21 protein-coding genes and 1 tRNA gene are annotated in these 25629 nt (G+C 61.4%); 11 read left to right on the top strand and 11 right to left on the bottom strand.

The features are described 5' to 3' along the window. Positions 1–89 precede the first annotated feature (89 nt). Positions 90–177, top strand: a tRNA-Ser gene (locus tag E0L37_RS15880). Between the two features lie 396 nt (positions 178–573). Here the strand turns inward: E0L37_RS15880 and E0L37_RS15875 are convergent. Both E0L37_RS15875 and E0L37_RS15870 read right to left on the bottom strand, forming a co-directional pair. After that, positions 574–753, bottom strand: coding sequence for a hypothetical protein (locus E0L37_RS15875; RefSeq protein WP_133492684.1), 180 nt, complete (start codon positions 751–753; stop codon positions 574–576). A 103-nt stretch (positions 754–856) separates the two neighbouring features. Further along, the gene (locus E0L37_RS15870) at positions 857–1255 is read right to left on the bottom strand and encodes a tautomerase family protein (protein ID WP_133492683.1); all 399 of its coding nucleotides are present in this window, start codon (positions 1253–1255) and stop codon (positions 857–859) included. A 136-nt stretch (positions 1256–1391) separates the two neighbouring features. Between E0L37_RS15870 and E0L37_RS15865 the strand changes: the two genes are divergently transcribed. Further along, the gene (locus E0L37_RS15865; protein WP_240687489.1) at positions 1392–2267 is read left to right on the top strand and encodes a LysR family transcriptional regulator; all 876 of its coding nucleotides are present in this window, start codon (positions 1392–1394) and stop codon (positions 2265–2267) included. A gap of 19 nt (positions 2268–2286) precedes the next feature. Here E0L37_RS15865 and E0L37_RS15860 read toward each other — a convergent pair whose 3' ends face one another. After that, positions 2287–3432, bottom strand: coding sequence for a DJ-1/PfpI family protein (locus E0L37_RS15860; RefSeq protein ID WP_133492682.1), 1146 nt, complete (start codon positions 3430–3432; stop codon positions 2287–2289). Between the two features lie 86 nt (positions 3433–3518). Between E0L37_RS15860 and E0L37_RS15855 the strand changes: the two genes are divergently transcribed. Continuing rightward, positions 3519–4463, top strand: a complete 945-nt coding sequence (locus E0L37_RS15855; protein WP_133492681.1) for a GlxA family transcriptional regulator — start codon at positions 3519–3521, stop codon at positions 4461–4463. A 39-nt stretch (positions 4464–4502) separates the two neighbouring features. Here the strand turns inward: E0L37_RS15855 and E0L37_RS15850 are convergent, their stop codons facing one another. From E0L37_RS15850 to E0L37_RS15840, 3 genes are all read right to left on the bottom strand, one after another. Beyond that, positions 4503–5471 (bottom strand): alpha/beta fold hydrolase, encoded by a 969-nt coding sequence (locus tag E0L37_RS15850; RefSeq protein WP_240687488.1) that lies wholly within the window; start codon positions 5469–5471, stop codon positions 4503–4505. Positions 5472–5592: 121 nt separating this feature from the next. Then, positions 5593–6213, bottom strand: coding sequence for a hypothetical protein (locus E0L37_RS15845; protein ID WP_133492679.1), 621 nt, complete (start codon positions 6211–6213; stop codon positions 5593–5595). A 56-nt stretch (positions 6214–6269) separates the two neighbouring features. After that, entirely contained in the window at positions 6270–8015 is a 1746-nt protein-coding gene (locus E0L37_RS15840; RefSeq protein ID WP_240687487.1) for a DUF1302 domain-containing protein, read from the bottom strand. A gap of 1193 nt (positions 8016–9208) precedes the next feature. On the opposite strand from E0L37_RS15840, the gene E0L37_RS15835 reads away from it, so the two are divergent. The 8 genes from E0L37_RS15835 to E0L37_RS15800 all read left to right on the top strand — a co-directional run bounded on the left by E0L37_RS15835 (position 9209) and on the right by E0L37_RS15800 (position 17654). Further along, positions 9209–10432, top strand: a complete 1224-nt coding sequence (locus E0L37_RS15835) for a branched-chain amino acid ABC transporter substrate-binding protein (protein ID WP_133492678.1) — start codon at positions 9209–9211, stop codon at positions 10430–10432. 67 nt (positions 10433–10499) lie between these two features. Next, complete coding sequence (locus E0L37_RS15830; RefSeq protein ID WP_133492677.1) at positions 10500–11441, top strand: branched-chain amino acid ABC transporter permease; 942 nt, start codon at positions 10500–10502, stop codon at positions 11439–11441. Beyond that, positions 11438–12706: a branched-chain amino acid ABC transporter permease gene (locus tag E0L37_RS15825; protein ID WP_133492676.1), complete on the top strand. Its 1269-nt coding sequence runs from the start codon at positions 11438–11440 to the stop codon at positions 12704–12706. The genes E0L37_RS15830 and E0L37_RS15825 overlap by 4 nt, the downstream gene beginning before the upstream one ends. Further along, positions 12703–13449: an ABC transporter ATP-binding protein gene (locus E0L37_RS15820; RefSeq protein WP_133492675.1), complete on the top strand. Its 747-nt coding sequence runs from the start codon at positions 12703–12705 to the stop codon at positions 13447–13449. Before E0L37_RS15825 ends, E0L37_RS15820 begins: the two co-directional genes overlap by 4 nt. Further along, complete coding sequence (locus tag E0L37_RS15815) at positions 13446–14144, top strand: ABC transporter ATP-binding protein (protein WP_205655633.1); 699 nt, start codon at positions 13446–13448, stop codon at positions 14142–14144. Before E0L37_RS15820 ends, E0L37_RS15815 begins: the two co-directional genes overlap by 4 nt. Then, positions 14141–14329, top strand: coding sequence for a hypothetical protein (locus E0L37_RS15810; RefSeq protein WP_133492674.1), 189 nt, complete (start codon positions 14141–14143; stop codon positions 14327–14329). Before E0L37_RS15815 ends, E0L37_RS15810 begins: the two co-directional genes overlap by 4 nt. A gap of 221 nt (positions 14330–14550) precedes the next feature. Beyond that, complete coding sequence (locus E0L37_RS15805) at positions 14551–16251, top strand: long-chain fatty acid--CoA ligase (protein ID WP_133492673.1); 1701 nt, start codon at positions 14551–14553, stop codon at positions 16249–16251. 56 nt (positions 16252–16307) lie between these two features. After that, on the top strand, positions 16308–17654 hold the full coding sequence (locus E0L37_RS15800; protein WP_133492672.1) for an MFS transporter: 1347 nt from the start codon (positions 16308–16310) through the stop codon (positions 17652–17654). A 2405-nt stretch (positions 17655–20059) separates the two neighbouring features. Here the strand turns inward: E0L37_RS15800 and E0L37_RS15795 are convergent. The 5 genes from E0L37_RS15795 to E0L37_RS15775 form a co-directional block, all read right to left on the bottom strand. Then, positions 20060–21262, bottom strand: a complete 1203-nt coding sequence (locus E0L37_RS15795; protein WP_133492671.1) for an acetyl-CoA C-acyltransferase — start codon at positions 21260–21262, stop codon at positions 20060–20062. Between the two features lie 37 nt (positions 21263–21299). Beyond that, on the bottom strand, positions 21300–22220 hold the full coding sequence (locus tag E0L37_RS15790) for an SDR family oxidoreductase (RefSeq protein ID WP_133492670.1): 921 nt from the start codon (positions 22218–22220) through the stop codon (positions 21300–21302). A gap of 273 nt (positions 22221–22493) precedes the next feature. Further along, positions 22494–22961, bottom strand: a complete 468-nt coding sequence (locus E0L37_RS15785) for a MaoC family dehydratase (protein WP_022994025.1) — start codon at positions 22959–22961, stop codon at positions 22494–22496. A 55-nt stretch (positions 22962–23016) separates the two neighbouring features. After that, positions 23017–24102, bottom strand: coding sequence for an acyl-CoA dehydrogenase family protein (locus tag E0L37_RS15780; protein WP_133492669.1), 1086 nt, complete (start codon positions 24100–24102; stop codon positions 23017–23019). A gap of 27 nt (positions 24103–24129) precedes the next feature. Next, entirely contained in the window at positions 24130–25314 is a 1185-nt protein-coding gene (locus E0L37_RS15775; protein ID WP_133492668.1) for an acyl-CoA dehydrogenase family protein, read from the bottom strand. Positions 25315–25629 lie beyond the last annotated feature (315 nt).

The following is a 25629-nucleotide window of genomic DNA, read 5'->3' as shown; positions in this document are numbered from 1 at the left end:
AGTCGCCCTCCCAACCCTTGCCTAACCCGCGCCCCTCCGGTACTCTACGCGCCCTCAGCCTACGGGCTGGGACGACAAAGAGTTTCCCCGGTGAGGTGTCCGAGTGGCCGAAGGAGCACGCCTGGAAAGTGTGTATACGGAAACGTATCGAGGGTTCGAATCCCTCCCTCACCGCCAAATAAAGAGCCCCGCGTAAGCGGGGCTTTTTATTTGGTGGTCGTGGGCGGCTTTGATAAGGGCCCTCCGGTTCGACCAGCCGGCCTTGGCCGGCGCAGGACGTCGCCCTTGGGCGACGGGGCGAAGCCCCGAGCGTCAGCGAGTCAATCCCTCCCTCACCGCCAAATTAAAGCCCTGATTTTTCAGGGCTTTTTTCGTTTTAGGCCGATCACTGGGGCAAAATTGGGGCAGAATCGCCGTTTCCCAGTCCGCCGCCGGACGCTCTAAACCTGATCATTTCCGAAACCATCCCCGCCATGCTCCGGGTGTCATTGAAGTGGCACGAACCCAGGGGAGGGCGAAGGCGGCCGTCCGTCGGCCACCCGGCGAGTTTTCGTGGAGAGTAGGGGTGCCGGGTTACTTGTTGTCTCCCTTGTCCTCTTTCGACGCCGCGGTTTTCAGTGCCGCATAGGCAAAGCCGATTAGCAGACCGGTGGGAATCAGGCGCCACATTTCATCGAAACCAAAGAAGAACCAGGCGGCGAGGATAACGGCGGCGAGGCCGAGAAGCAGGGCGACAAGTCGGGAGGCGGACACGGTGCTCTCATGAATCGGTAGTGGACGGAGCCGCAGAGGCTAGCCGAGAGGCGGGGGCAAAGCAAACCGGAAGCCGGGGCTTCCGGTTTGTCCGCGATGGTGCTCAGGCGCGGTAGGCGTAAGCCTCCTGGGAAATTCCGCCGTAGCCGTAGGCGGCGGCGCGGCAGTCGACGATGTGGATGTTGGAATGGGGGTGCACATCGCCGAGCAGCTGGCACATTTCCTTGAAAGCGAGCGCCTGGTAGTCCGCTTTCTGTCGCTTGGTATTGGTCTCGTCGGTGATGGTGACCACCAGCCGGAAGGAATCCTGATTCAGTTCGGCCAGTGAGCGCCCGCCGATGAACCATTGCTCCCGGGGGAGATAGCGGATTTGCACCATGGTGCGTTGCACTTCCTTGTCCAGTACCCGGCAGGTCAGGGTAGTGAGCGCTTGGGCGATACGTCGGGCCTGTTCGGGGTCGGGGTCGGGGCCAGCGGACAGGGTCAGATCAATCCCGGGCATGACTCGGGTCTCCATCGAGTGAGGTTTCAGGGGTGAGCAGAAGGCAGGTTAGAACAGATTTGGTCATCCGAATAACGGGAATATAAGATACTGTCCATCGGCCAGACCGATGGCTGGCGCAAGCTTGGAAGAATGCGTGGTGAAACGCTTTGATCTGGAGTTGCTGAACACCCTGGTGACGGCGGTGGAACAGGGCAGCCTGTCGGCGGCGGTGCCGATCCTGTGCCGTTCTCAGTCCACCCTTAGTGAGCAGGTGAGAAAGTTGGAGCAACAGTGCGGTGTGCCGCTGCTGGTGCGTGGCAAGCAGGGGGTGGTGCCGACACCGGCGGGAGAGCGGCTGGTCGACCATGCCCGCAAGCTGCTGGCGCTGAACGACACCGCCTATCAGGACATGCAGGGCTTGCTGATGGCGGGGGACGTGCGGTTGGCGATCACCGATTATTTCCGGCCGGACTGGGTGCCCACCTTGCTGCGTCGCATCCGTGGCCGCTATCCGCGCCTGCGTTTGCATGTGGCGATTCTGAAGAGCGCCCTGATCGAGCAGGAAGTGACGGCGCGGGAATACGATCTGGGCATTTCCATGGTGCTGCCTGACGTGGTGCCGGAGTCCTTCGCTGATGCCGGACAACGACGGCTGTTGCGCCGTGAGCCCTTATGCTGGGTGGCCCATTCTTCTCTTGAGCTGACGTCCTCCGAACCGGTGCCGATAGTGGCGCTGCCGGCCAGCTGTGCCTTGCATCGGTACACGATGGGCATGCTGGAATCCCACCGGCGACCCTATTACATCGCCCATTCGGCGTCCGGCGTGGCGGGTATGCACCTGGCGTTGTCCGCGGGGCTCGGCGTTGCTTGCCTGAACGCCTCGGCGGTACCCGAGGGGCTGACACGGAGCGCTGGCGCGCTCAACCTGCCCCGGCTGCCGCCAGTCCGTTTTCATATGACCTCGTCGACGCCGGCGGTGTCGGCGCTGGTGGCCGAGGTGCGCGGCATGTTGGCGCGATCCGCGCGCTGAAGGCCTCCCTGACCTGGTGTCAGGGGGACGCGTCCCAGGGGTATTCAAGCTGCATCGCGACCACCCGGGCGGTGCCTTGGCCATAGCGTTGACGGATCTCACGCAGGGTCTGGTCCAGTACTCCAGCCGGCGGCTGTTGTGCCGGCGGCGGCAGGCGCTGAGACCGTGGCCAGTCCCGCCGCACCTGATCGGCGAGCAGGCGGATGCCGCCGCGGCTGGCCACGCTGGCGCTGGCGGCGAAGGTGATCGCTGTGGAGCGATAGGTGCGCGACCAGGCGTCCAGAGTCAGGGCCAGGGACACTTCGTCCACGCCGTCGCGCAAAGGCATGGCCCATTGGTCCCGGTTCCAGAACGCCAGGGTGTTGCCGATCACGGTGAGCGCGAATGGGCGGGTGAAGGTGAAGGGGCGGCTGTCGTGGCGTGCGTCCCAGCGGCTCACGCCGAGGCCCTCGGCAACCCGCCGGGCCCGGTCGGTACCGGCGATCGCCTCGATCAGTGTCAGCATCATCGGCATGGAGGCGGTGATGCCGGTGGTGGTGGCCACGCCCTGGTCGACCACGAAACGGCGATTCGGGACATAACGCACGGACGGGCTCCGCTGCAGCAGCGCCTCGAGATAGTACCAGTGTGTGGTGGCCCTTTTGCCATCCAGCAGCCCGGCGGCGCCCAACACTTTGGCGCCGGCGCAGACGCCGATGATGATCGCGCCGCTCCGCGCTTGCTGTTGAATCCAACGTAGCGCGACCGGATCGTCATCGCGGGTCATGGCGGGCACCACCACATAGTCGGCGCCGTTCGGGTAGCGCAGGTCGAAATCAGCGATGGTGGCCTGCGGTTCCAGTTTCAGTGCCGGATAGAGCCGCATCGGGCCGGGGCCGGTGGCCAGCGCCACCACATCCGCCACGTCGGCACGCTTCAGGATACCGTAGCTGGTCAGGTAATCGTTGGTTTCGGTGGCGTCATTGATGCCGATGATGGCGATCAGGGGGCGCGCGCGTTTCGGTGGCGCCAGAGCCCGGAGTGTGGCGTCGATTTCCTGCCGGGCGATCGGTGGCCGCGGGCTGGCGGCCGGTGTCGGTGGCAGGGACAGCAACCCGCCTCCGGCCAGGATAAGAAACAAACCGGCGGCGCCAAGGCCGCCCCATAACCCAAGTCGCCGAGTCATCGTGCCGTCTCCCATGGGATTGTTTGATCTTTACCCTAGACCGGCTAGGCTTTGTCTGAAATGTCATAAAACAGGCAAAAACCGCCATGATGCGAACCATTGCGGTGGTTATCCATCCCGGTTTTCAGGTGTTGGACGCCACTGGCCCGGCCACGGCGTTCGAGATCGCCGAAAGGTTTTGCCCCGGTAGCTATCGGTTGCGCTGGCTGGCGCCGGAGGCAGGAGCCGTGATCAGTTCGTCCGGGGTCAGCGTGATGGCCGAACCGCTGGATGCCGGCCCTTTCGATACCGTCCTGGTGGCGGGGGGCGAGATCGTGCGCTCGCCGTCGGCGGTCGGGGCGCTGATCGGCTGGCTCGCCGGCGTGAGGGCGCGGCGTATCACCAGTGTGTGTTCCGGTGCCTTTCTGCTGGCGGAAGCCGGTTTGCTGGACGGGCGTCGCGCTACCACGCATTGGGAAGGGTGTGACGCGTTTCGTCGGCGCTATCCGCGGGTGCGGTTGGACACGGAATGCATCTTTGTCAGAGATGGCCACATCTGGAGCTCGGCGGGTATTTCCGCCGGCATTGATCTGGCCCTGGCCTTGATCGAGGACGACCTGGGGGAGGAGCCGGCGCGTCGTACCGCGCAACAACTGGTGGTGCATCACCGCAGGCCGGGAGGGCAGTCGCAGTTCTCGGCGCTGGTGTCGCTGGGTGGGCGCAGCGGCCGTTTCGCTGAACTGATCCAGTGGATGCGCTTGCATCTGGCGGAGCCGTTGACGGTGGAACGTCTGGCCGAACGCGCCGCCATGAGCCCCCGGCACTTTGCCCGCGGCTTCATGGCGGAAACCGGAGTAACGCCGGCGAAAGCAGTGGAGCGTCTGCGCCTGGAAGTGGCGCGTAACGCGGTGGAAACGGGGTTCGCGTCGTTCGAACGGATCGCCGAGGAAGCCGGATTCAAGGATCCCGGGCGTATGCGCAGGGCTTTTCTGCGCGCTTTTGAACTGCCGCCCCAGGCGTTGAGGCGATCGGCAAGGCAGCGGCGTCACTGAGGACGCCGCGGCGGTTCGCCATTGTTCAAGCGTCCAGGTTCAAGCGTCCAGTTTGTCCAGAAAGGTTTTGAGATGCTGGTTGACCTGGTCCGGCGCTTCCATCTGGATCCAGTGCCCGATGCCGTCGAGGATGATGATATCGGTGAGATCATCCATCTGCGAGGGCATGCGCTCCAGCGCCTTGGCGGCGAATTGGATCACCGGATCCTCCTCGCCGCCAATGAACAGGGCGGTGGGCTGGATTCGTTGGCGGCCGTCGGCGTGCTGTTCTTCCCAGGAGGCGTCCATGGCCCGGTACCAGTTGATGGGGCCGGTCAGGCCGCTGTGCTCGAAACGCTGCACATAGACATCCAGGTCCGCCTCGCTCATCCAGGCCGGTTGCGGCCCTTTGGGCGGTTGCAGGATGTCGAGGAAACCGGTGACCGGCTTGGCGGCACGATGTTTCTCCCGCATGCCGGGGCCGGACAACGCGTGGTACATGCGACGCAGGAAATCCCGTACATCCGCTTCCAGCTCCCGCTCCGGGATTTCCGGTTGCTGAAAATACAGCTGATAGAAAAAGCGCTCGCCGAAGGCTTGACGCATTTGCTCGGTGGGATGACGGGGACCGATCCCGGGGTAGGGCACCGACAGACCCACCACCGCCCGCACCCGCCGGGGATTCTCGCGGGCCACCTGCCAGGCGAGGGCGCAACCCCAGTCATGACCGATGACCACCGCCTGCTCGGCGCCAAAAGCATCGAGTATGCCCATGACGTCCTTGACCAGTTCGCTCTGCCGATAGGCCATCGGCTCCTTGGGCGCGTCACTGTAACCGTAGCCGCGCAGATCCGGTACCAGAACGTGGTAGCCCAGCTCGGCGAGAAAGGGGGCCTGATAACGCCAGGAGTACCCGCATTCGGGGAACCCGTGCAACAGGATAATGGCGGGGTGGCCCCGTTCACCGTACTCACCGACGTGGAAGGTGAGACCATTTGCTTCCACGCGCTGCTCTGTAGCGTTTGCCATGTCGAAATGCTGCCTGCTGTTATTGGAATGGGGGCGCGGCTGGTTCCGGCCCGACAGAATCGACAGCATACCGTGGGGAATGGGCGGAACAAAACAAAAACGCCGGGTGCTCCGCCCTAGGCTATTGCGCCTGAAACAAACCGGCGGTGATCAGACCATCGGCGATGGTATCGGCGAATTTTTCCGCGCCGGCTTCCAGGCCGCGTTGATTCGCCGTCACCGTGGTGCCTTGCCAGACAATCGCCTGCTGCGCCACGTCCCAGAAATCGGTGCGGGTCACATACAGTGTTTCAGTAATAAAAAAGTCCGGCCCGAAGGTCTCCGGTTGCATGGTCAGACCGGCGGTGACCGGCGCCTGGGAGGAGGCTCCGCCCCCCACATGCACGTCCTCGACTTTTTTATCGAGTAAATGAATCGCCACGGCACTGTCGAAGTCTTCGTCACGCATGCGCTGTGCCAGATAATCACGGCTTTTGCCTTCAATGCCTTTGTGGCCGTAGACATCCAGAGCCGCGTGGGCGTCGATACCCCGGTCGCGCAGCCGGTCGACGATGGCATGCTCCAACAGGGGCCGTATTTCATGGTCCACCAGCAGGCCCACCACCACCGATTGATAGGGGGGCCGCGCCGCCTTCTCTGTGTCGGGCTTCACGTCCACCAGTCTGGTGTTGCTGTACACCGAGAGACAACCGCTCAACAACATCAACAGCAGAGCGGGAAGGGCGTATTTCCTTGCTTTCATTGGTTTTCCTCTTGCTTGCCGGCAACCGCGGGCCACCGGCTTCCTTGTGAAACGGATCAGAAAGTCACGCTGGTGCTCAGTGCCACGTAATCACGATCGGAGACAGTGCTGTAGGCCTGATCATTATAGGTGGTGTAAGACAGCGTGGTGGTGCTGTTGCCATAATCGAACCCCAGCGACAGACCCAGCGAGCGCTGGTCTTCCTGCAGGGAATCATCGCTGGCGTAGCCGTCCACGCCGTGGCGGAATGACAAGCCCGGGGTCACGGTGACCGGGCCGAGCAGGTTGGCGTAGGTGGATTTCACCGACACCTGGTAACCCCAACTGAAATCGGTTACGTAACCTTTGTCGCCGGGGTCGCCCACTCCGTACTGGGTGTGGCGGCGGAAACGCATTTCGCTGGTGCCCGGCAGATCCGGAATCCATTCAAAGGCGGTTTGCAGGGACACGACGGTTTTTTGCGCCTTGAGAAGTTCGGGGATTACCGTGGTGAAGGTGAACTCGGCCCGTTGGATGTCGAATTCCCGGTAGCCGTGGACCACTTCGCCGTTTGCCACTGCGTTGATGTAATCCTGGGTGCCCGGGGGCACTTTGGCGTTGTTGCCGCCCAGGGTACTGTTGGCGGTTTGCGAAGTGAGGTCCGAGGTATTGATCTGGATCGGCATGTCCTTCAGGTAGCTCAGATTCATGGACAGATTGCCGATCCCGGCGAAGGTCTTGTCCGCGGTCAGACCAAAGACCTTGATGTCTTCCGGGTACTCATAAAAGTAGTGTACGCGGTTGAACGGCGACGGTTGTGGGGTGGGCGTATCCAGTTTACGGGTGGAGTAGATCGGCAAACGCATGTGATAGTTGAAATAGTAGGCGCCGACCTTGGCCTTGGCTTTAGCGAACTGGTAGTCGAACTTGAAGCCGTACTGACCGTCGTCGCGAGCGTCGTCGTCTCCCTCCCGCACGAAATACAATCCCTGTTCCTTGGCATCCTGGCTCGGTAGCGGTGTGCCACCGGAGAAGGTGCCGTTACAACCGATGGCGGTGTTGTCCAGGGAAGAATAGAAAGTGCCGCAGCCGTCCAGCACGGCTTTCTCCCAGTCATACTGATAGAACGCCTTGGCGGAAAGCTGCTCGAATGGGCTGAATTCCAGACTCACCATGCCGGATGGAATCAGATACTCCTGATAGCCAGAACCCGGACGGTGCAGCGCGGCCAGATCCACTGCGTTCAAGGACGACAGTGAGCCGCGCGAGTACATACTACGGCCCCACAGCAGAAATTGATCCCCGACTTTTACCGACAGCGGGTGGCCGTTCAAATCAAAGTTGCCGTACACGTAGGCTTCCTGAACATTACCGCCGGAGAATCGCGCGCGCCGGTCGAAGTCATCGTCGTTGAGGGGGGTATCCGGTTGGTAGCCGTTGGGGAAATGGCCGTGGGGGACGTCCTGTTCCTTGAGGACGTAGTCGTACCAGGCCTTGGCGCTGATCACCGCGCCGTAATCCCGGTATTTGAAGTCGAAGCGGCCGAACAGCTGCGCCACGCCGTTGACCAGGTCGCCGGCGTCGTAATTCATGTTGCCGTCATCGGCCACCGCCGAATTGGTTTGGCCGCCACCGGGCACGTCCGGGGCGAACAGCAGGTCCTTGTTGGCGGACTGCACCCGCATGGCGGTACCGAGGGCGCCCTTCACCGTCCAGGCGACACCGGCGTCCTCGTTCAGTTGGTTTTCTCCGGCCCAGGACGGCAGGCACAGGGGCAGGGTGCCAAGGGCGCAAGCCGCCCCGGCCAGGACTGTTATCCTCATTGTATTTCGCTCTCCGCTGGGGACCGGTCGAATGGTCCCTGATCGTTACTGTTTTTCTCTTGGTGTCACGACAAGCCGGGCTGTTCCGACCAACGGCGAAAACCGGACGACGTCACCGTCCGCACCGCGTGAACGATCCTTCGAAGTGGAGGCCGGTACCGGACAGGGCACCGGGGCTGGCCATTTCGGCCATGGCAGCCATCCGGCAAGATTGGGACGATCCGCATGGCACCGGAAATGGAGCAGGCAGGCGTTGTTCTTTTGGTTTGGCCGCCGTCCATGGCGGAGTGTTCTTGTAAATCAGTGTTTTAAAAAACGCCGGGAGTGATTCTTCACGTCACCGATGTGACCGCCCGGAGGGCGATCGCCATGGAGGGCGGCCGCATAAAACGATGCGCGGGCATTCAACCCGCCGCCGCCGTGAGGGTCAATAAGGGAAAGCGGGTTGAAATGGTTTAAAAGTGATCAGTGATGGCGGGATCTGCTCAAGAAATGCTCAAAAAGAGAAAAAAATAACAGACATGTATACCTTTTCTCCCCTGGTGTTACTTTGCGTAACGTCTCGGCGTCCGGTGGGGAGCGGCCAGGTAAGCCGGAAAGGCCTTTCATGGTACGGCCGTGCCACGGAAAAGCAAAGGCGAGGATCAGACAGGGTGAAGGCTGTTACTGTTTGTGGGAAAAAAAGTAACACGCCGAAAAAAAAGAGGCTGGTCTGCTGCGTAAAGGCGGTAAATTCGCCGAAACATAAAAAGTTTCGTTCAAAAAAACAGCAGCGCTGCTGTCTCCGTTCACTGTGACCAAACAGTCATCGGCGACAATGGGGCTGGGCGGGCTTGGGGATGACGGTTTTCACCGTATTTCTATCGGTTTTGGTGGTGGACGGAGTACAGCGCATTACTTTAAGAATAGAGGTGGAATTAGAAGAAAGATGAAGGAAAAACAGCAACTTAGTGTTCGTAAATTGGATATGCGATGGGGCTGGACAGGTAAAAAAACTTAGGAACATACTTAACGGCATGGCCGCTTTCGCCGGCCCTGACAGAAACATTGAAATTACATTGAATGCCTCCTTGGCATCATTCAAAGGAACGTCCCCGGCCTGTGAAACGGAAGGATGTTCCACGAAAGTGGATCGTCGCCTACTCGCGGCGATGAAATAAAACGGCAAAACAACAACAAAGTGGAGAGCCTAAATGTTGAAGTCCGTTCGTACCCTCGTCACCGCCTCCTTGCTGCTGGCAGGCACCGCTGTTAGCGCCGCGGAGACGGTGAAACTCGCTTTGATCGACCCGCTCACCGGTCCCATGGCCGCCGCCGGCCAACCGGCGTTCGAACACCTCAAGCTTGAAGCCGAACGCATCAATGCCAATGGCGGCCTGAACGGTGCCAAACTGGAAATCGTCGGTTTGGATAACAAAGTGAACCCGCAGGAGAGCCTGGTACAACTGCAGAAGGCCATCAATGATGGTATCCAGCTGGTGACCCAGGGCAACGGTTCCTCCGTCGCGTCCGCGCTGATTACCTCCGTGGAGAAACACAACCGCCGCAACCCGGGCGAGGAAGTGTTGTACCTGAACTACGCGGCGGTGGATCCGGCGTTCACCAATGATCGCTGCTCCTACTGGCACTTCCGCTTCGATGCCAACGCGGACATGAAAATGAACGCGTTGACCAACTATATCGCCAGTAATAAGGACATTCACAAAGTCTATCTGATCAACCAGGACTACAGCTTCGGTCACGCGGTGTCCAAGTCCGCTCAGGAAATGCTGAAGCAGAAGCGCCCGGACATCGAAATCGTCGGCAATGACTTCCATCCGCTGGCCAAGGTCAAGGACTTCACTCCGTATGTGTCCAAGATCCAGGCTTCCGGCGCCGACGCGGTGATTTCCGGTAACTGGGGTCAGGACATCACCTTGCTGGTGAAAGCCGCCGCCGAATTCGGTCTGAAAGCGCCGTTCTACACCTACTATGGTGCCAGCTCCGGCGTGGTGACCCAGTTGGGTGACAAGGGTGTGGACCGCATCTATCAGATCAACGAGTACTACGGCGATTTCGAAGATCCGGAGATGGCCAAGCGTCAGGTGGAAATGTATGAAAAAACCGGTTGGGACTTCTACTACCTGCGTTTGAGCACCATGCTCGACATGCTCAAGGCGGCTGCCGATAAAGCCGGTTCCACCGATCCGAAGGATCTGGCCAAGGCGCTGGAAGGACTGAGCATCGAAACGCCCACCGGTGAAGTGACCATGCGGGCCGAGGATCACCAGATCCAACTGCCGATGTTCATTTCCGTAATGCAAGACGGCATGAAATACGGCGCGGAAGGCACCGACTACAACTTCCACAAGGTGGCCGAGATCGCTCGTGAGGACGTGACCCTGCCCACCACTTGCCGCATGCGCCGCCCCAACTAAAGGCGGCCATGACTCCTTGTTGATGCAGTAAGGGCAGCGGAGATTCCGCTGCCCCGGGAGCCTGCTCATGCTCGAAATTATCCTCTTTTCGCTGCTGAACGGTATTTTGTACGGCCTTTTGCTGTTCATGCTGTCCAGCGGTCTCACCCTGATCTTCTCCATGATGGGGGTGCTCAACTTCGCCCATGCCAGCTTCTATATGCTGGGCGCCTATTTTGCCTACACCCTGGGTATGCACACCGGATTCTGGCCGGCTCTGATCCTGGCCCCCATTCTGGTGGGCGTTGTGGGCAGCGTGGTGGAACGTTTCGGTCTGCGCCGCGTGCACGCCAACGGTCACGTGGCCGAGCTATTGTTTACCTTCGGTCTGGCCTATGTCATTGACGAACTGGTGCAACTCACCTGGGGTACGGTGGCGGTGCCGTACCGCGAGCCGGAATACCTGCGTGAGCCCTTGTTTACTCTGTTCGGTACGGACTACTCCATTTTCCGCGGCGTGGTCATTCTGATTTCCATTTTGATGTTCGTCGCCCTCTGGTACCTGCTGAAGAAAACCCGGGTTGGCATGATGATCCGCGCCGCCCTCACTCATGGCGCCATGGTCGGACATCTGGGCCATAACGTACCGCGGCTGTTCATGCTGGTGTTCGGCTTCGGCTGTGCGCTTGCCGGGCTTGCCGGTGTTATCGGTGGTCCTCTGCTGGCCACGGAACCGGGTATGGCGGCCACTCTGGGCCCGATTGTCTTCGTGGTGGTCGTGGTGGGCGGCATGGGTTCGCTGCCCGGGGCGTTCTACGCCTCTTTGCTGATTGGCCTGCTGCAGACGTTCTTCGTGGCCATTGACGCTTCCATTGCCGACATTCTCGGTATCTTCGGATTGCAGATCGACCCGTATGGCGAAGTGGCGCGCATCACCCTGGCCAACCTGGCTCCGATGACTCCTTTCATTCTGCTGGTGCTGATTCTGATCTTCCGGCCCCGCGGTCTGATGGGGGAGCTTGAACCATGAGTGACGACATGACTGCTACCATGATCCGCTCCAATAACCGTTTTTCTCTGCGCGGGCTGGTGCCGTGGCTGGTGTTCGCCGCGGTGCTGTTGATCCTGCCTTTCATCTTTACCGATGGCTTCAGCTTCACGCTGATGAACGCTATCGGTATCAATATTGTTTTCGCGCTGTCCTACAACATGCTGTTGGGGCAGGGCGGTATGTTGTCCTTTGGTCATGCGGTATTTTTTGGCCTTGGCAGCTATGCCGCCATGCACGCGATGATCGCCATTGACGACGCCTCCTATGCGGGAGAGGGATTCTGGGCGCACGTGCCAGTGGTGGTCATGCCGCTGATCGGCATGATCGGCGGTGGCCTGGTGGCCTTGATTCTGGGCTGGCCGTTCTGCCGCCGTGCCGGTACCGCCTTTGCCATGATCACGCTCGGGCTCGGCGAGATGATCGCCGCCGCCGGCCAGATGTTCCCCTCCGTGTTCGGTGGTGAGGCGGGCATCTACGGTAATCGCATGGTCGGACCGCAATGGTTCGGTCTGGAGCTGGCACAGGCAGCGGATGTGTACTGGTTCATCGCGTTCTGGACCTTCGCCGCGGTTCTGGCCATGTGGGCTTTCACCCGCACGCCGCTGGGGCGTATGTCCAACGCGGTGCGGGATAACCCGGACCGGATGCAGTTCATCGGCTACCAACCACGCAATATCCGCTTCCTGGTGTTCATCGCGTCCGGCTCCTTTGGCGGTCTTGCCGGCGGTATGGCGGCGGTGAATTACGAGATCATCACGCCGGAGTCGTTGGGGCTGATTCCTTCGGGGCTGGCTCTGCTGATGGCCGCCGTGGGCGGACTGGGTGTGTTTTACGGTCCGATCGTCGGCGCGGTGCTGGTAACGCTGATGAACTCGTTGCTGAGCGATTACTCGGACGCCTCGATTTTGTATGTGGGGCTGATTTTCCTGGCCATCGTGATGTTCGCGCCGCGTGGTCTGGGCGGCGGTATCGAGCATGTTCGGACCGCTTACCGTGAAGGCCATTTGGCGCGACGTCTGCCGGGCTGGCTCGGAGGTGCGGTGGCGGTCTTGTTGATCGCGCTAGGGTTGATCATTGCCATCGAGCTGATGTTCGCCGGCCATGGTGGTGGCGATACCGTGAACGTCTTCGGCATGCAATTCCAGGCGGGTGGCATCACCGGCTGGCTGGCCGCCGTGGCGGCGTTGGTGATCGGCGTGCTGGTAATGCGGGCGACCAAGAAAAACCGGGAGGTGAACGCATGAGCGCCTTGACCATCAAGGGGCTGAAAAAGCAGTTCGGCCCCGCGGAAGTAATCCGTGGCGTGGACCTGGAAGTGGAGAAAAACGAGGTCCACGCTGTTATCGGCCCCAACGGTGCCGGTAAATCCACGTTCTTCAATCTGCTGTCCGGCGCTTTTCCTCCCACCAGTGGAGAAATTCAGCTGTTCGGGGAACGCATCGACGGCCTGTCGCCGGAGAAGATTCAGCAACGGGGGCTGGCGCGTTCGTTCCAGGTGAGCAACGTATTTGTCAATCTCAGTGTGTTTGAGAATTTGCGTTGCGCCTGCTTCAAGCAAAGCCATGCCGGCTACGTTTTCTGGCGCCCGGCGGCGCGGGTACGAGAAGCCAATCGGCGTGCCGAGGAAGTGCTGGAAATGATTGGTCTGCAAGCACTGCGTGACGTGCCGGCCGGCTCTCTGCCGTATGCCAGCCAGCGGGCGCTGGAAATCGGCATGACCATCGCCTGCGATGCCCCGGTGGTATTACTGGATGAGCCCACCGCGGGGATGAGTAATAGCGAAACCGCCCAGGCCATCAAGTTGATCCGTCAGGTGGCCGAAGGCCGGACCCTGATGATCGTGGAACACGATATGGGGGTGGTGTTCGAACTGGCCGACCGTATCTCGGTTCTGGTGTACGGCAAAATCATCGCCACCGGCAAACCGGAGGACATCCGTAACGATCCCAAAGTACGGGAAGCCTATCTTGGCGAGGAGGCGGCATGATGCTGGAAGTCAACGATCTGCACGCTTACTACGGCAAAAGTCACATCCTCAACGGGGTGAATTTCCATCTCAACGAAGGCGAAGTGGTGTCGCTGCTGGGGCGAAATGGCGTTGGCCGTTCCACCACGGTGAAATCGATCATGGGCGAAGTGCCGCCGCAGGGATCGATCCGCTTCCGGGGCAAGGAAATCGCCGGCCTGCCCAGCCATGCCATCGCCCGCCGCGGGTTGGGGTATGTGCCGGAGGACCGGGATATTTTCCCCACCCTGACGGTTCGCCAGAATCTGGAGCTGGGCATAAAGAATCCGCGCAAACCAGGCAAATGGAAGGTTCAGCAGATGCTGGATATGTTCCCCAACCTGGCACGCCGCGCGGACTCTCCAGCTGGGGTGCTCTCCGGCGGGGAAAAACAGATGCTGACCATGTGCCGGACGCTGATGGGTGACCCGGAGCTGATGATGATCGACGAACCCACCGAAGGGTTGGCACCGTTGATCGTCAAGCAAATCGGTGAATTGATCAGTGACATCGCCAACGCCGGTGTGTCCATTCTGCTGGTGGAACAGAAACTCTCCATCGCCATGGATATTTCACACCGGGTGCTGGTAATGGGCCACGGCCAGATCGTTTTCGAGGGTACGCCGGAAGAACTGCGCGTCGATGAGGCGATCCGCAAGGAGTGGCTCGAAGTATGAATTTCGATGGCGGCCCTGGTCGCCATCGCTACCCTTTACGCATTCCATTGAGCTTTGAGCTGACCCGTCCTCTGGACGGGTTTTTTTGTCACGGTTCAGAGAAAAAGTGGTTGTTCTCAACGAAGCGGCTGAACCGCCTCACGGCTCTCCACGAAAAACCTCCGCTCGTCGCGCGCCTGACCTGAACTCACCGGTAGACCGGCTATTCGCACCTTTTCAGGCCTCCTGGGGCGCGAAAAGATGGTTGAGCGTCAGGAAAAGACGGTGCGGATGTTCTTCCCACATGCCTCCATCCACCCTGCCGGTGAAGGCTCGCCTCGAACGTGCCCGGTAATCACCGGCTTTCCCCGACGTAAAGACACGCTGCCCATGGAGCGCGTGCAGGCTTTTTTTCGGGAGACATACAATGAATAACCAACCCTGGCTGAAGTCCTACCCCCCGGGCGTGCGTTGGGACGCCGAAACCACCCCCAAAGCGGTACAGCGGATCCTGGCTGATGCGGTGGCTAATCACCCGGAGCAACCCGCGATCGACTTTATGGGGCGAAACATGAACTACCGCGAGCTCGGCGCGTTGACCGATCGGGTCGCCGCCGGGCTGCAGAAGCTCGGTGTCGGGCCGGGCGTTCATGTCGGCCTGTTCCTGCCCAACACGCCACATTACCTGGTCTGCCTTTTTGGCGTACTGCAAGCCGGCGGCACGGTGGTGAACTATTCGCCGCTCGACGCCGCCAATGTGCTCAAGCACAAGATCGAGGACAGCCAGACCGATTTTCTCATTACGCTGGATATGGCTGCTCTATACCCGCAGATGGCCGCCATGCTGGGCACGACACGGCTGAAAACGTTGATTGTCGGCAATCTGGCGGAAATGGCGGGTGCCCCGGAGCAGGTGGCGGCGGCGATGGCCGCCAGGGGAGAGACCGTGGCTATTCCTGCCGATGGGCGGCATATGTGCTTCGCCGAGCTGGTCGATAACGATGGCTGGTACCGGGCCCACGGCATCGACGATCCGCGCGAGACTCTCGCCATTCTGCAGTACACGGGGGGTACCACGGGGCTGCCCAAGGGGGCGATGCTGACACACGGTAATTTGTCCTCGGCGGTGGAGCAGGTGGTCACCACCGGACTGGGCACGCCGCCGATGTTCGAGATGGGCAAGGAACGCGTGCTCGCGGTGCTGCCGCCTTTCCATATCTACGCGCTGACCGTCAACCTGCTGCTGGCCGTGCGCCTCGCGGCGGAAATCGTGCAGCATGTGCGCTTCGATCCGAAGACGGCGCTGCATGATATCACCGAGAAGAAGCTCACTTTTTTCTGTGGCGTGCCGACCATGTTCACCGCCGTCATCAACGATCCCGATGCCGCCCGCTATGACCTGCGTACGCTCAAGATGTGCAATTCGGGTGGCGCGCCGTTGCCAGTGGAGGTGGGAAATCGCTTCAACGCCATTACCGGCACCCGGCTGGCGGAAGGCTGGGGTATGACCGAAACCTCGCCGACCGGGACTTTCTCGCCCATTCCAGGCAAGCGTAAGGCCGGTTCCTGCGGCATTCCACATCCTGGCGTGACCATCAAAATGCTCGATCTGGACGACCCGACGCGCTACGTGCCGCTGGGTGAGAAAGGCGAGATCTGCATCCAGGGGCCCAATGTAATGAAGGGCTACTGGAACAAACCGGAGGCCACCGTCGAGAGCACTACCTTCGACGGCTTCTTCCGCACCGGCGACATCGGCTACATGGACGAGGACGGCTTCGTTTTCATCGTTGATCGCTGCAAGGACATGCTGTTGTGCAGTGGCTACAACGTCTATCCGCGTGTGCTTGAAGAAGCTATCTACCAACACCCCGCCGTTGCGGAAGTGGCTGTTATCGGCGTGCCGGATGAGTACCGGGGACAGTCTCCCAAGGCTTTTGTCACGCTCAAGCACGGCGCCAGTCCCTTCACGCTGGAACAGCTGCAGGTTTTCCTCAAGGACAAGCTGGGCAAGCACGAGATGGTGCACGGCCTGGAGATCCGTGAGGCACTGCCCAAGACCGCCGTGGGCAAGCTGTCGAAGAAAGATCTGGTTGATGAAGACGCCCGGCGCCGTGTCGCCGTGTGACGCCTGTCGAGCAGCCCAACAACGATAAAACGAAAGAACAAAAAGGGAGACCTGTCATGGCTCACCATGCTCCGGATCACAAGGCGCCCACCGTTCAGTACAGCCCACGGGATGAGGCGTTGTTTTCCAAAATCAGTTGGCGTCTGCTGCCACTGTTGATCGTCTGTTACATCATCGCCTTCCTCGACCGCGTTAATATCGGTTTTGCACAGTTACAGATGAAGGAGTCGCTGCCATTCAGTGATGCCGCCTACGCCTTTGGCGCGGGTGTCTTCTTTGTCGGTTACTTTCTGTTCGAGGTGCCCAGCAACCTGATTCTCGAGCGGATCGGCGCGCGTAAAACCCTGCTGCGTATTATGTTCTGCTGGGGCCTGGTCGCTTCGGCCATGATGTTTGTGCAAACCACCACGGTGTTCTATGTCCTGCGCTTCTTGCTGGGGGTCTTCGAGGCCGGTTTCTTTCCCGGCATCATTCTGTATCTGACCTATTGGTATCCGGGGCCGCGGCGTGACAAGGCGATCGCCCTGTTCATGACCGGTGCCACTATCGCCTATCTGCTCGCGGGCCCCATGTCGGGTGCCATCATGAAGTACATGGATGGTGTGATGGGGTATCGGGGTTGGCAGTGGCTGTTCGTCATGCAAGGCCTGCCCGCCACATTTCTCGGCGTTTTTGCTTTCTTTTATCTCAAGGACAAACCGGAAGACGCCAACTGGCTGTCCGCTGATGAAAAGTCCCGTTTGCGCCAACTGCTTGACGATGACGAGGCACAGGCCGGCCAGGGAGCCTCGCACGGTTCATTTGGCACACTGCTGGCCAGCCCCCAGGTCTGGGTGATGTCGCTTGTGTATTTTTTGGTTCTGGGCGCCACTTACGTGATGGTGTTCTGGGCGCCGACACTGATCAAAAGCTGGGGCGTGAAGGATGTTTTCACCGTCGGTTTGCTTTCGTCCATCGGCCCGGCGATTACTGTCTTCGCCATGGTATTCATCGGGCGCAGCTCCGACAGGCATAACGAGCGGCGCCGGCATTTCATGTTCTGCTGCTCATTGTGTGCGATCGGTGCGGTCGTTCTCGTCTTCACTCAAGGCACGCTGGTGTTGTCGCTTCTGGGCCTGGTTATTCTCACGGTTGGCCAGTCGTCAGCGACGCCGCTGTTCTTTGCCGCCACCAGTGAGGTCATTCCCAAGAAGATCGCGGCCGGAGGTATCGCGCTGGTCAGCAGCCTGGGCAATCTGGGACCCGCGGTCATGCCCTCGGTGGTGTCTTTCGTCAACACCGCCACGGGGACGCCCAACGCCTCGCTCTACCTAGTGGCGGGCTTCTGGCTGGTGGCCGGTCTTATTCTCATGGCGGTGGTGAAGACCAGGATTGTGGCGCGGCCGGCGCTCGCGACCACGTGATGCGGCCTTCCTGACGGGCTGAAAACGCCATTGCCAGCAGGCTGGTTCCCACGGATCACGCTACGAAGCCGCTGTGGGAGCGCGCTTGCAAGCGAATGGGCAACGGTTCGGGGGCATTCGCGGCCAAGGCCGCTTCCCACGGCAATGGGCTACGAAGCCGCTGTGGGAGCGTGCTTGCAAGCGAATGGGCAACGGTCCGGGGGCATTCGCGGCCAAGGCCGCTTCCCACGGCAATGGGCTACGAAGCCGCTGTGGGAGCGCGCTTGCAAGCGAATGGGCAACGGTCCGGGGGTATTCGCGGCCAAGGCCGCTTCCCACGGCAATGGGCGACGAAGCCGCTGTGGGAGCGTGCTTGCAAGCGAATGGGCAACGGTCCGGGGGCATTCGCGGCCAAGACCGCTTCCCACGGCAACAGGCTACGAAGCCGCTGTGGGAGCGTGCTTGCAAGCGAATGGGCAACGGTCCGGGGGTATTCGCGGCCAAGGCCGCTTCCCACGGCAATGGGCTACGAAGCCGCTGTGGGAGCGTGCTTGCAAGCGAATGGGCAACGGTCCAGGGGTATTCGCGGCCAAGGCCGCTTCCCACGGCAACAGGCTACGAAGCTTCTGTGGGAGCGTGCTTGCAAGCGAATGGGCAACGGTCCGGGGGCATTCGCGGCCAAGGCCGCTTCCCACGGCAATGGGCGACGAAGCCGCTGTGGGAGCGTGCTTGCAAGCGAGTGAGCAACGGTCCGGGGGTATTCGCGGCCAAGGCCGCTTCCCACGGCAATGGGCTACGAAGCCGCTGTGGGAGCGTGCTTGCAAGCGAATGGGCAACGGTCCGGGGGCATTCGCGGCCAAGGCCGCTTCCCACGGCAATGGGCGACGAAGCCGCTGTGGGAGCGCGCTTGCAAGCGAATGGGCAACGGTTCGGGGGCATTCGCGGCCAAGGCCGCTTCCCACGGCAATGGGCGACGAAGCCGCTGTGGGAGCGCGCTTGCAAGCGAATGGGCAACGGTTCGGGGGCATTCGCGGCCAAGGCCGCTTCCCACGGCAATGGGCGACGAAGCCGCTGTGGGAGCGCGCTTGCAAGCGAATGGGCAACGGTTCGGGGGCATTCGCGGCCAAGGCCGCTTCCCACGGCAATGGGCGACGAAGCCGCTGTGGGAGCGCGCTTGCAAGCGAATGGGCAACGGTTCGGGGGCATTCGCGGCCAAGGCCGCTTCCCACGGCAATGGGCGACGAAGCCGCTGTGGGAGCGCGCTTGCAAGCGAATGGGCAACGGTTCGGGGGCATTCGCGGCCAAGGCCGCTTCCCACGGCAATGGGCTACGAAGCCGCTGTGGGAGCGTGCTTGCAAGCGAATGGGCAACGGTCCGGGGGCATTCGCGGCCAAGGCCGCTTCCCACGGCAATGGGCTACGAAGCCGCTGTGGGAGCGCGCTTGCAAGCGAATGGGCAACGGTCCGGGGGTATTCGCGGCCAAGGCCGCTTCCCACGGCAATGGGCGACGAAGCCGCTGTGGGAGCGTGCTTGCAAGCGAATGGGCAACGGTCCGGGGGCATTCGCGGCCAAGACCGCTTCCCACGGCAACAGGCTACGAAGCCGCTGTGGGAGCGTGCTTGCAAGCGAATGGGCAACGGTCCGGGGGTATTCGCGGCCAAGGCCGCTTCCCACGGCAATGGGCTACGAAGCCGCTGTGGGAGCGTGCTTGCAAGCGAATGGGCAACGGTCCAGGGGTATTCGCGGCCAAGGCCGCTTCCCACGGCAACAGGCTACGAAGCTTCTGTGGGAGCGTGCTTGCAAGCGAATGGGCAACGGTCCGGGGGCATTCGCGGCCAAGGCCGCTTCCCACGGCAATGGGCGACGAAGCCGCTGTGGGAGCGTGCTTGCAAGCGAGTGAGCAACGGTCCGGGGGTATTCGCGGCCAAGGCCGCTTCCCACGGCAATGGGCTACGAAGCCGCTGTGGGAGCGTGCTTGCAAGCGAATGGGCAACGGTCCGGGGGCATTCGCGGCCAAGGCCGCTTCCCACGGCAATGGGCGACGAAGCCGCTGTGGGAGCGCGCTTGCAAGCGAATGGGCAACGGTTCGGGGGCATTCGCGGCCAAGGCCGCTTCCCACGGCAATGGGCTACGAAGCCGCTGTGGGAGCGTGCTTGCAAGCGAATGGGCAACGGTCCGGGGGCATTCGCGGCCAAGACCGCTTCCCACGCTACTCCGTGGGAGATTCTATCTGGAGAAAGTAATGGTGGCGAAAAAAACCGCACCAGCGGCCCTCATGATGTGGTCGTGCCCGGGGAAGGGTACCCAGAGAGGGTAGGGGCACGGCCAACGCGGACGGCCGGTTGGGAGGCCGTCCAGGCTGGTGCGGTAAAACCGGGAATCCGGCGGCCGGGGAGGGCCGCCGGAGAGTTATCGAGGGGATGGGATCAGAATACCTCGAACAGACCGGCGCCACCCATGCCGCCGCCGATGCACATGCTCACCACCACGTACTTGGCGCCGCGACGCTTACCTTCGATCAGCGCGTGGCCGACCATGCGGGCGCCGGACATGCCGTAGGGGTGGCCGATGGAGATGGCGCCGCCGTTGACGTTGTATTTTTCCGGGTCGATGCCCAGCTCGTCACGGCAGTACAGACACTGGCTGGCGAACGCTTCGTTCAGTTCCCACAGGCCGATGTCATCGATTTTCAGACCGAAGCGTTGCAGCAGCTTGGGAACGGCGAACACCGGACCAATGCCCATTTCGTTCGGATCGCAGCCGGCCACGGCCATGCCACGGTAGGCACCCAGCGGGGCCAGACCCAGACGCTCGGCTTCCTTGGCTTCCATCAGCACGCTGGCGCTGGCGCCGTCGGACAGTTGGGAGGCGTTACCGGCGGTGATGAAGCGGCCTTCGCTCACCTGCTGGCCATCCTTGAACACCGGCTGCAGTTTCTGCAGGTCTTCCAGTTTGGTTTGCGGACGGTTGCCCTCGTCCTTGGACAGGGTCACTTCCTGATCGGAAACCTCTTTGGTCTCCTTGTTCATGACCTTCATGATGGTGGTCATGGGCACGATTTCATCGTCGAACTTGCCGGCTTCCTGGGCGGCGGCGGTACGCATCTGGGACTGATAGGCGTATTCGTCCTGAGCTTCCCGGGAAACGTTGTAGCGGTCGGCGACGATCTCAGCGGTTTCCAGCATGGACATGTAGATGTCCGGGCGGTGTTCCTTCAACCATGGATCCGCGGCGCGGTAGCGGTTCTGCTTGTCGTTCTGCACCAGGGAGATGGATTCCAGGCCACCAGCCACGGCCACGTCCATGTTATCCACCATGATCTGCTTGGCGGCGGTGGCGATGGACATCAGGCCGGAGGAACACTGACGGTCCATGGTCATGGCGGAAACGGAGGTCGGCAGGCCAGCGCGCAGAGCGGCCTGGCGAGCCACGTTACCGCCGGTGCTGCCTTGCTGCAGGGCGGCGCCCATGATCACGTCCTGGATGGTTTCCGGATCGATCTTGGCGCGCTCCACGGCGTGCTTGATGGCGTGGGCACCCAGAGCCTGACCCTGGGTATCGTTGAAGGCACCCCGGTAGGCTTTGCCGATGGGGGTGCGGGCGGTGGAAACAATGACAGCTTCTCTCATGATGGGCCTCGTTGCTCAAATAAAAAGGGGGTTCAGGTTAGCCCAGTTTAATGCCTTTGGCCTGGGCGGCTTTGGTCAGGATCTTGGAGACATGTTCGCCGCCGTTGTGCATTTCACGGGCGTTGCTCATGTCCGCGAGTTCCTCGAAATGGGCGGCGATGGCGTCCGGCGTGCGCTCACCTTCCCGCAGATAGATACCTTCGCTCTCCATCAGACGCACGGTGGCGTAACAGCCGGCGCCGGCCAGCAGGATGCGACGGTTGGGCGCCTGGTCGCTGGCCAGGAACAATACCGCGGGAGTGATCTCGCCGGGTTCCAGCAGGGCCAGCACTTCCTTGGGCATCAGATCCTCGGTCATGCGGGTGGCGGCGGTGGGCGCCACGCAGTTGATCTTGATGTCGTACTTCTCACCTTCCAGACAGAGGGTGTTCATCATTCCGGCCACGCCCATCTTGGCGGCGCCGTAGTTGGTCTGGCCGAAGTTGCCATACAGACCGGAGGTGGAGGTGGTCATGATCACCCGGCCGTAGCCTTGCTCACGCATTACCGGCCAGACCGCGCGGGTGCAGATGGCGGAGCCGGTGAGATGCACGGCGATCACTTTGTCCCAGTCGCTCATTTCCATTTTCGCGAAGCTTTTGTCGCGCAGGATACCAGCGTTGTTGACCAGGATGTCGATGCGGCCCCACTGGTCCAGGGTCTGCTGGACCATGGCCTGCACCTGTTCCTGATTGGACACGTCGGCACCGTTGGCGATGGCTTCGCCGCCGGCTTCGACGATTTCCGCCACCACTTTTTCCGCGGCTTCGCTGGAGCCACCGGTGCCGTCGCGGGCGCCGCCGAAATCATTGACCACCACCTTGGCGCCCAGCCGGGCCAGTTCCAGCGCGTGGGAACGGCCCAGGCCGTTGGCGGCACCGGTGACGATCGCCACCCGGCCTTCGAAATTAATGCTCATCAATGTTCTCCTGAATATTGTCGGTGCACCAGGGAGATCGTGATTCATGGTGTTCATAATTCGCTGGCACGCCTACACGCAACACGCAAAACCTCGTAGTCTTGCAGACATGAATGGGCACAGTATTCGCTGCCAAGGCAGCTTCCCACAGCAGCGTTGTAACCCCTTCCGTGGGAAGCTGGCTTGCCAGCGAATTGGCATGCAGGCGTGCCAGCGTGTTGCGTGTAAGCGAATTATGGGACATCGACTGCGATTCGTTCAGCGTCCGATCGTTTACCCCAACACCACCAGGCTCAGCCATTCGCAGGCGATGGCGGGCTTGTCCACGCCTTCGATCTCCACGGAGATGGCATAGCGGATCAACAACTGGTTGTCGCCCCGGGGTTCCACCTGGGCCAGTTTGAAGTGGCCGCGCACCTGGGAGCCGGAGCGTACCGGGTTGAGAAAACGGATCTTGTCGAACCCGTAGTTGATACCCATCACCGTGCCTTGCACGCCGGGTACCACGTCCATGGCCATGGCGGACAGCAGGGACAGGCTGAGGAAACCGTGGGCGATGGTGCCGCCGAAAGGTGTTTCCTTGGCCGCCCGTTCCGGGTCGATGTGGATCCACTGCGGATCCTCGGTGAGGTCGGCGAATTGATCAATGCGTTCCTGGGATACCGGGAACCAGCGGGAGGTACCCAGATCCTCGCCCACCTTGGCCCGCAGTTGTTCGACGCTGAGTTTGTTGTTGAACATATTATTATCTCCTGATCGTCACTGGAGGAGCGGGCGTACCCGCTCCCATCCGGGCTCAATAACCGCCAAGCGTGGCGAAGCGGTCAGCGCAGAAGTTGGCGTCACCGAGGGTTTCGCCACCGGCGCGGGCCCGCTTCAGGAAGAAGCCGATATCGAACTCGTCGGTCATACCGATACCACCGTGCATCTGCACGCCTTCCTGGCCGGCCAGCAGGGCGGTGCGGGCGGCTTTGCCCTTGGCGGCGAACACCTGGGCATCGGCGTTGTCGGCGTTGTTGTCGCAGGCATCCAGGGCCTGAAGCGCCAGCGCTTCGGTCATGGTGACATCGATCATCAACTGCGCGGCACGATGCTGCAATGCCTGGAAAGTACCGATCAGACGGCCGAACTGCTTGCGTTCCTTCAGGTAGCCCAGGGTGCGTTCGAACACCTCCCGGGACAGGCCCGCCAGTTCCGCGGCCAGTACCGCGCGGCCGGCGCGCAGAGCGGCCCGCAGAGCGGCGGCGCCGTCGGCCATGGGTTCGGCGTCAACGTTATCGAAGTGGATGCGGGCGGCGTTACGGCTGTCGGCCATGATGGTCCGCTCGATGGTGACGCCGGACGCTTTCGGGTCTACCAGGTAAAGGGCGATATCCTGGCCATCGGTGGCGGCGACCAGCAACAGGTCGGCCACGTGGCCGTCCAGGACCAGCAGTTTGTCGCCGCTGATCTTGCCGCCTTCATAACGGGTGCTCAGGTTGTCGGGACGATGCTTGGCGCCTTCGTCCACGGCCAGGGCCACCAGCGCGGTGCCTTCGGCGATGGCCGGTAGCCATTGGCTTTGCTGCTCGGCGGTGGCGCCGGTGCTCAGCGCGGTGGCGCCCAATACCGCGGTGGACAGGAACGGAGTCACCGAGAGATTGCGGCCGATTTCCTGGGCCACCAGGCCGGCGCCGACCAGGCCAAAGGCGATGCCGCCATGTTCCTCGGGCACCAGAATGCCGGTCAGGCCAGCTTCCACCATGGCTTGCCACAGGGGCTGGTCATAGCCTTTCTCGTCGCGGCTGTCACGCAGCTCGCGCAGGCGGGACACCGGGCCCTTGTCGGCCATCAGCCGGGCCACGGAGTCCTGGAGCATCTGTTGTTCGTCGTTCAGTCTCATAGTCTTTACTCCCAGAAAAGGGGCTCCTTAAGCGTCCGGCAGACCCAGTACCCGTTTGGAAACGATGCCCAGCATCACCTCGGAGGTACCACCTTCAATGGAGTTACCCTTGGAGCGCAGCCACTCACTGGCGAACATGCCGCCCTGAGTGCGCTCGCTTTCCCATTCCAGACCTTCGGCGCCCATGGCGTCCATCATCAACTCATAGCGGCGTTTGTTGAGTTCGGTGCCGTAGTACTTGAGTACCGCGGACAGAGCGCCGACTCCTTCGCCGGCTTCCGCTTCCGCGCGCACCTTGGCGACCAGAGCGCGGAACGCCATGTGATCGGTTTCCAGGCGGGCGATGTCGGCGCGCAGGGCGCTGTCCGCCAGCTTGCCGTTCTCGGTGCCCACGTGCTCGGCGGCCAGCGGCCCCAGGGCGCGCCCTTTCAGGTAGCCCGGCGGCTCGCCGCCGATGTTGTTGCGCTCGTGGGTGAGCAGATACTTGGCCACGTCCCAGCCACGGTTCAGTTCACCGACCACGGCGTCTTTTTCCACTTTGACGTCGTCAAAGAAGGTTTCACAGAACGGTGATTCGCCGGAGATCAACTCGATCGGACGAGTGGTCACGCCCGGGGTTTCCATATCGAACAGCACGAAGGAAATGCCGTTGTGCTTGGTGGCGTTGGGGTCGGTGCGCACCAGGCAGAAAATCCAGTCCGCTTTGTCCGCGTAGGAGGTCCAGATTTTCTGGCCGTTGACGAGGAAGTGGTCGCCTTGGTCTTCGGCGCGGGTTTGCAGGCTGGCCAGGTCGGAACCGGCATTCGGTTCGGAATAACCCTGGCACCAGCGGATCTCGCCGCGGCAGATCGGCGGGAGGTGCTTGCGCTTGAGTTCGTCGCTGCCGAACTTCAGCAGAGCCGGGCCGAGCATCCAGAAACCGAAGTTGCTCACCGGGGAACGTGCGTTGATGCGCTTCATTTCTTCGTCGAGGATCGCCGCCTGTTCCGGGGTCAGACCACCGCCGCCATATTCTTGCGGCCATTGTGGCGCGGTCCAGCCTTTTTCGGCCATCCGCTCCATCCAGACGCGCTGGGCGTCGGATTGGAATTGCCATTTGCGACCGCCCCAGCAGTGGTCCTCGGGGCCGCGTACGGGTTGGCGCATCTCTTCGGGACAGTTGGCTTGCAACCACTCCCGGGTTTCCGCGCGGAACTGTTCAAGGTCCGACACCGTCCACCTCCTGTTTTGAAATAGTTTTTCATTTATGGACACGGCCGAAAGTATGTGAGGCGGGTTGTGGAGCGTCCAGTGTGAAAAACGCCATTGGCAAAGGCAGTTGTGTCATTGGTGAAAAGCGACATGCCGCCCGATGGAGGCGGGAGAGCGTATTTAAAGGCCTCAACGCCAGATGAGCGTAGACCTTAGGCCAATGCAAAACTTGGAACGAATAGGTCATAATGTCCGTTTTCGCCAATAATATGTCGGTCCTCACCGGCTGTGGCAGAATGAGGCCTTTCCAACGCCCCAACAGGGAATAACCAGAAC

The sequence above is a fragment of the Alcanivorax sp. 24 genome (assembly GCF_004360225.1).
In the GTDB taxonomy this organism is placed as follows: domain Bacteria; phylum Pseudomonadota; class Gammaproteobacteria; order Pseudomonadales; family Alcanivoracaceae; genus Alloalcanivorax; species Alloalcanivorax xiamenensis.
This window is presented reverse-complemented; position numbering and strand designations above follow the sequence as displayed.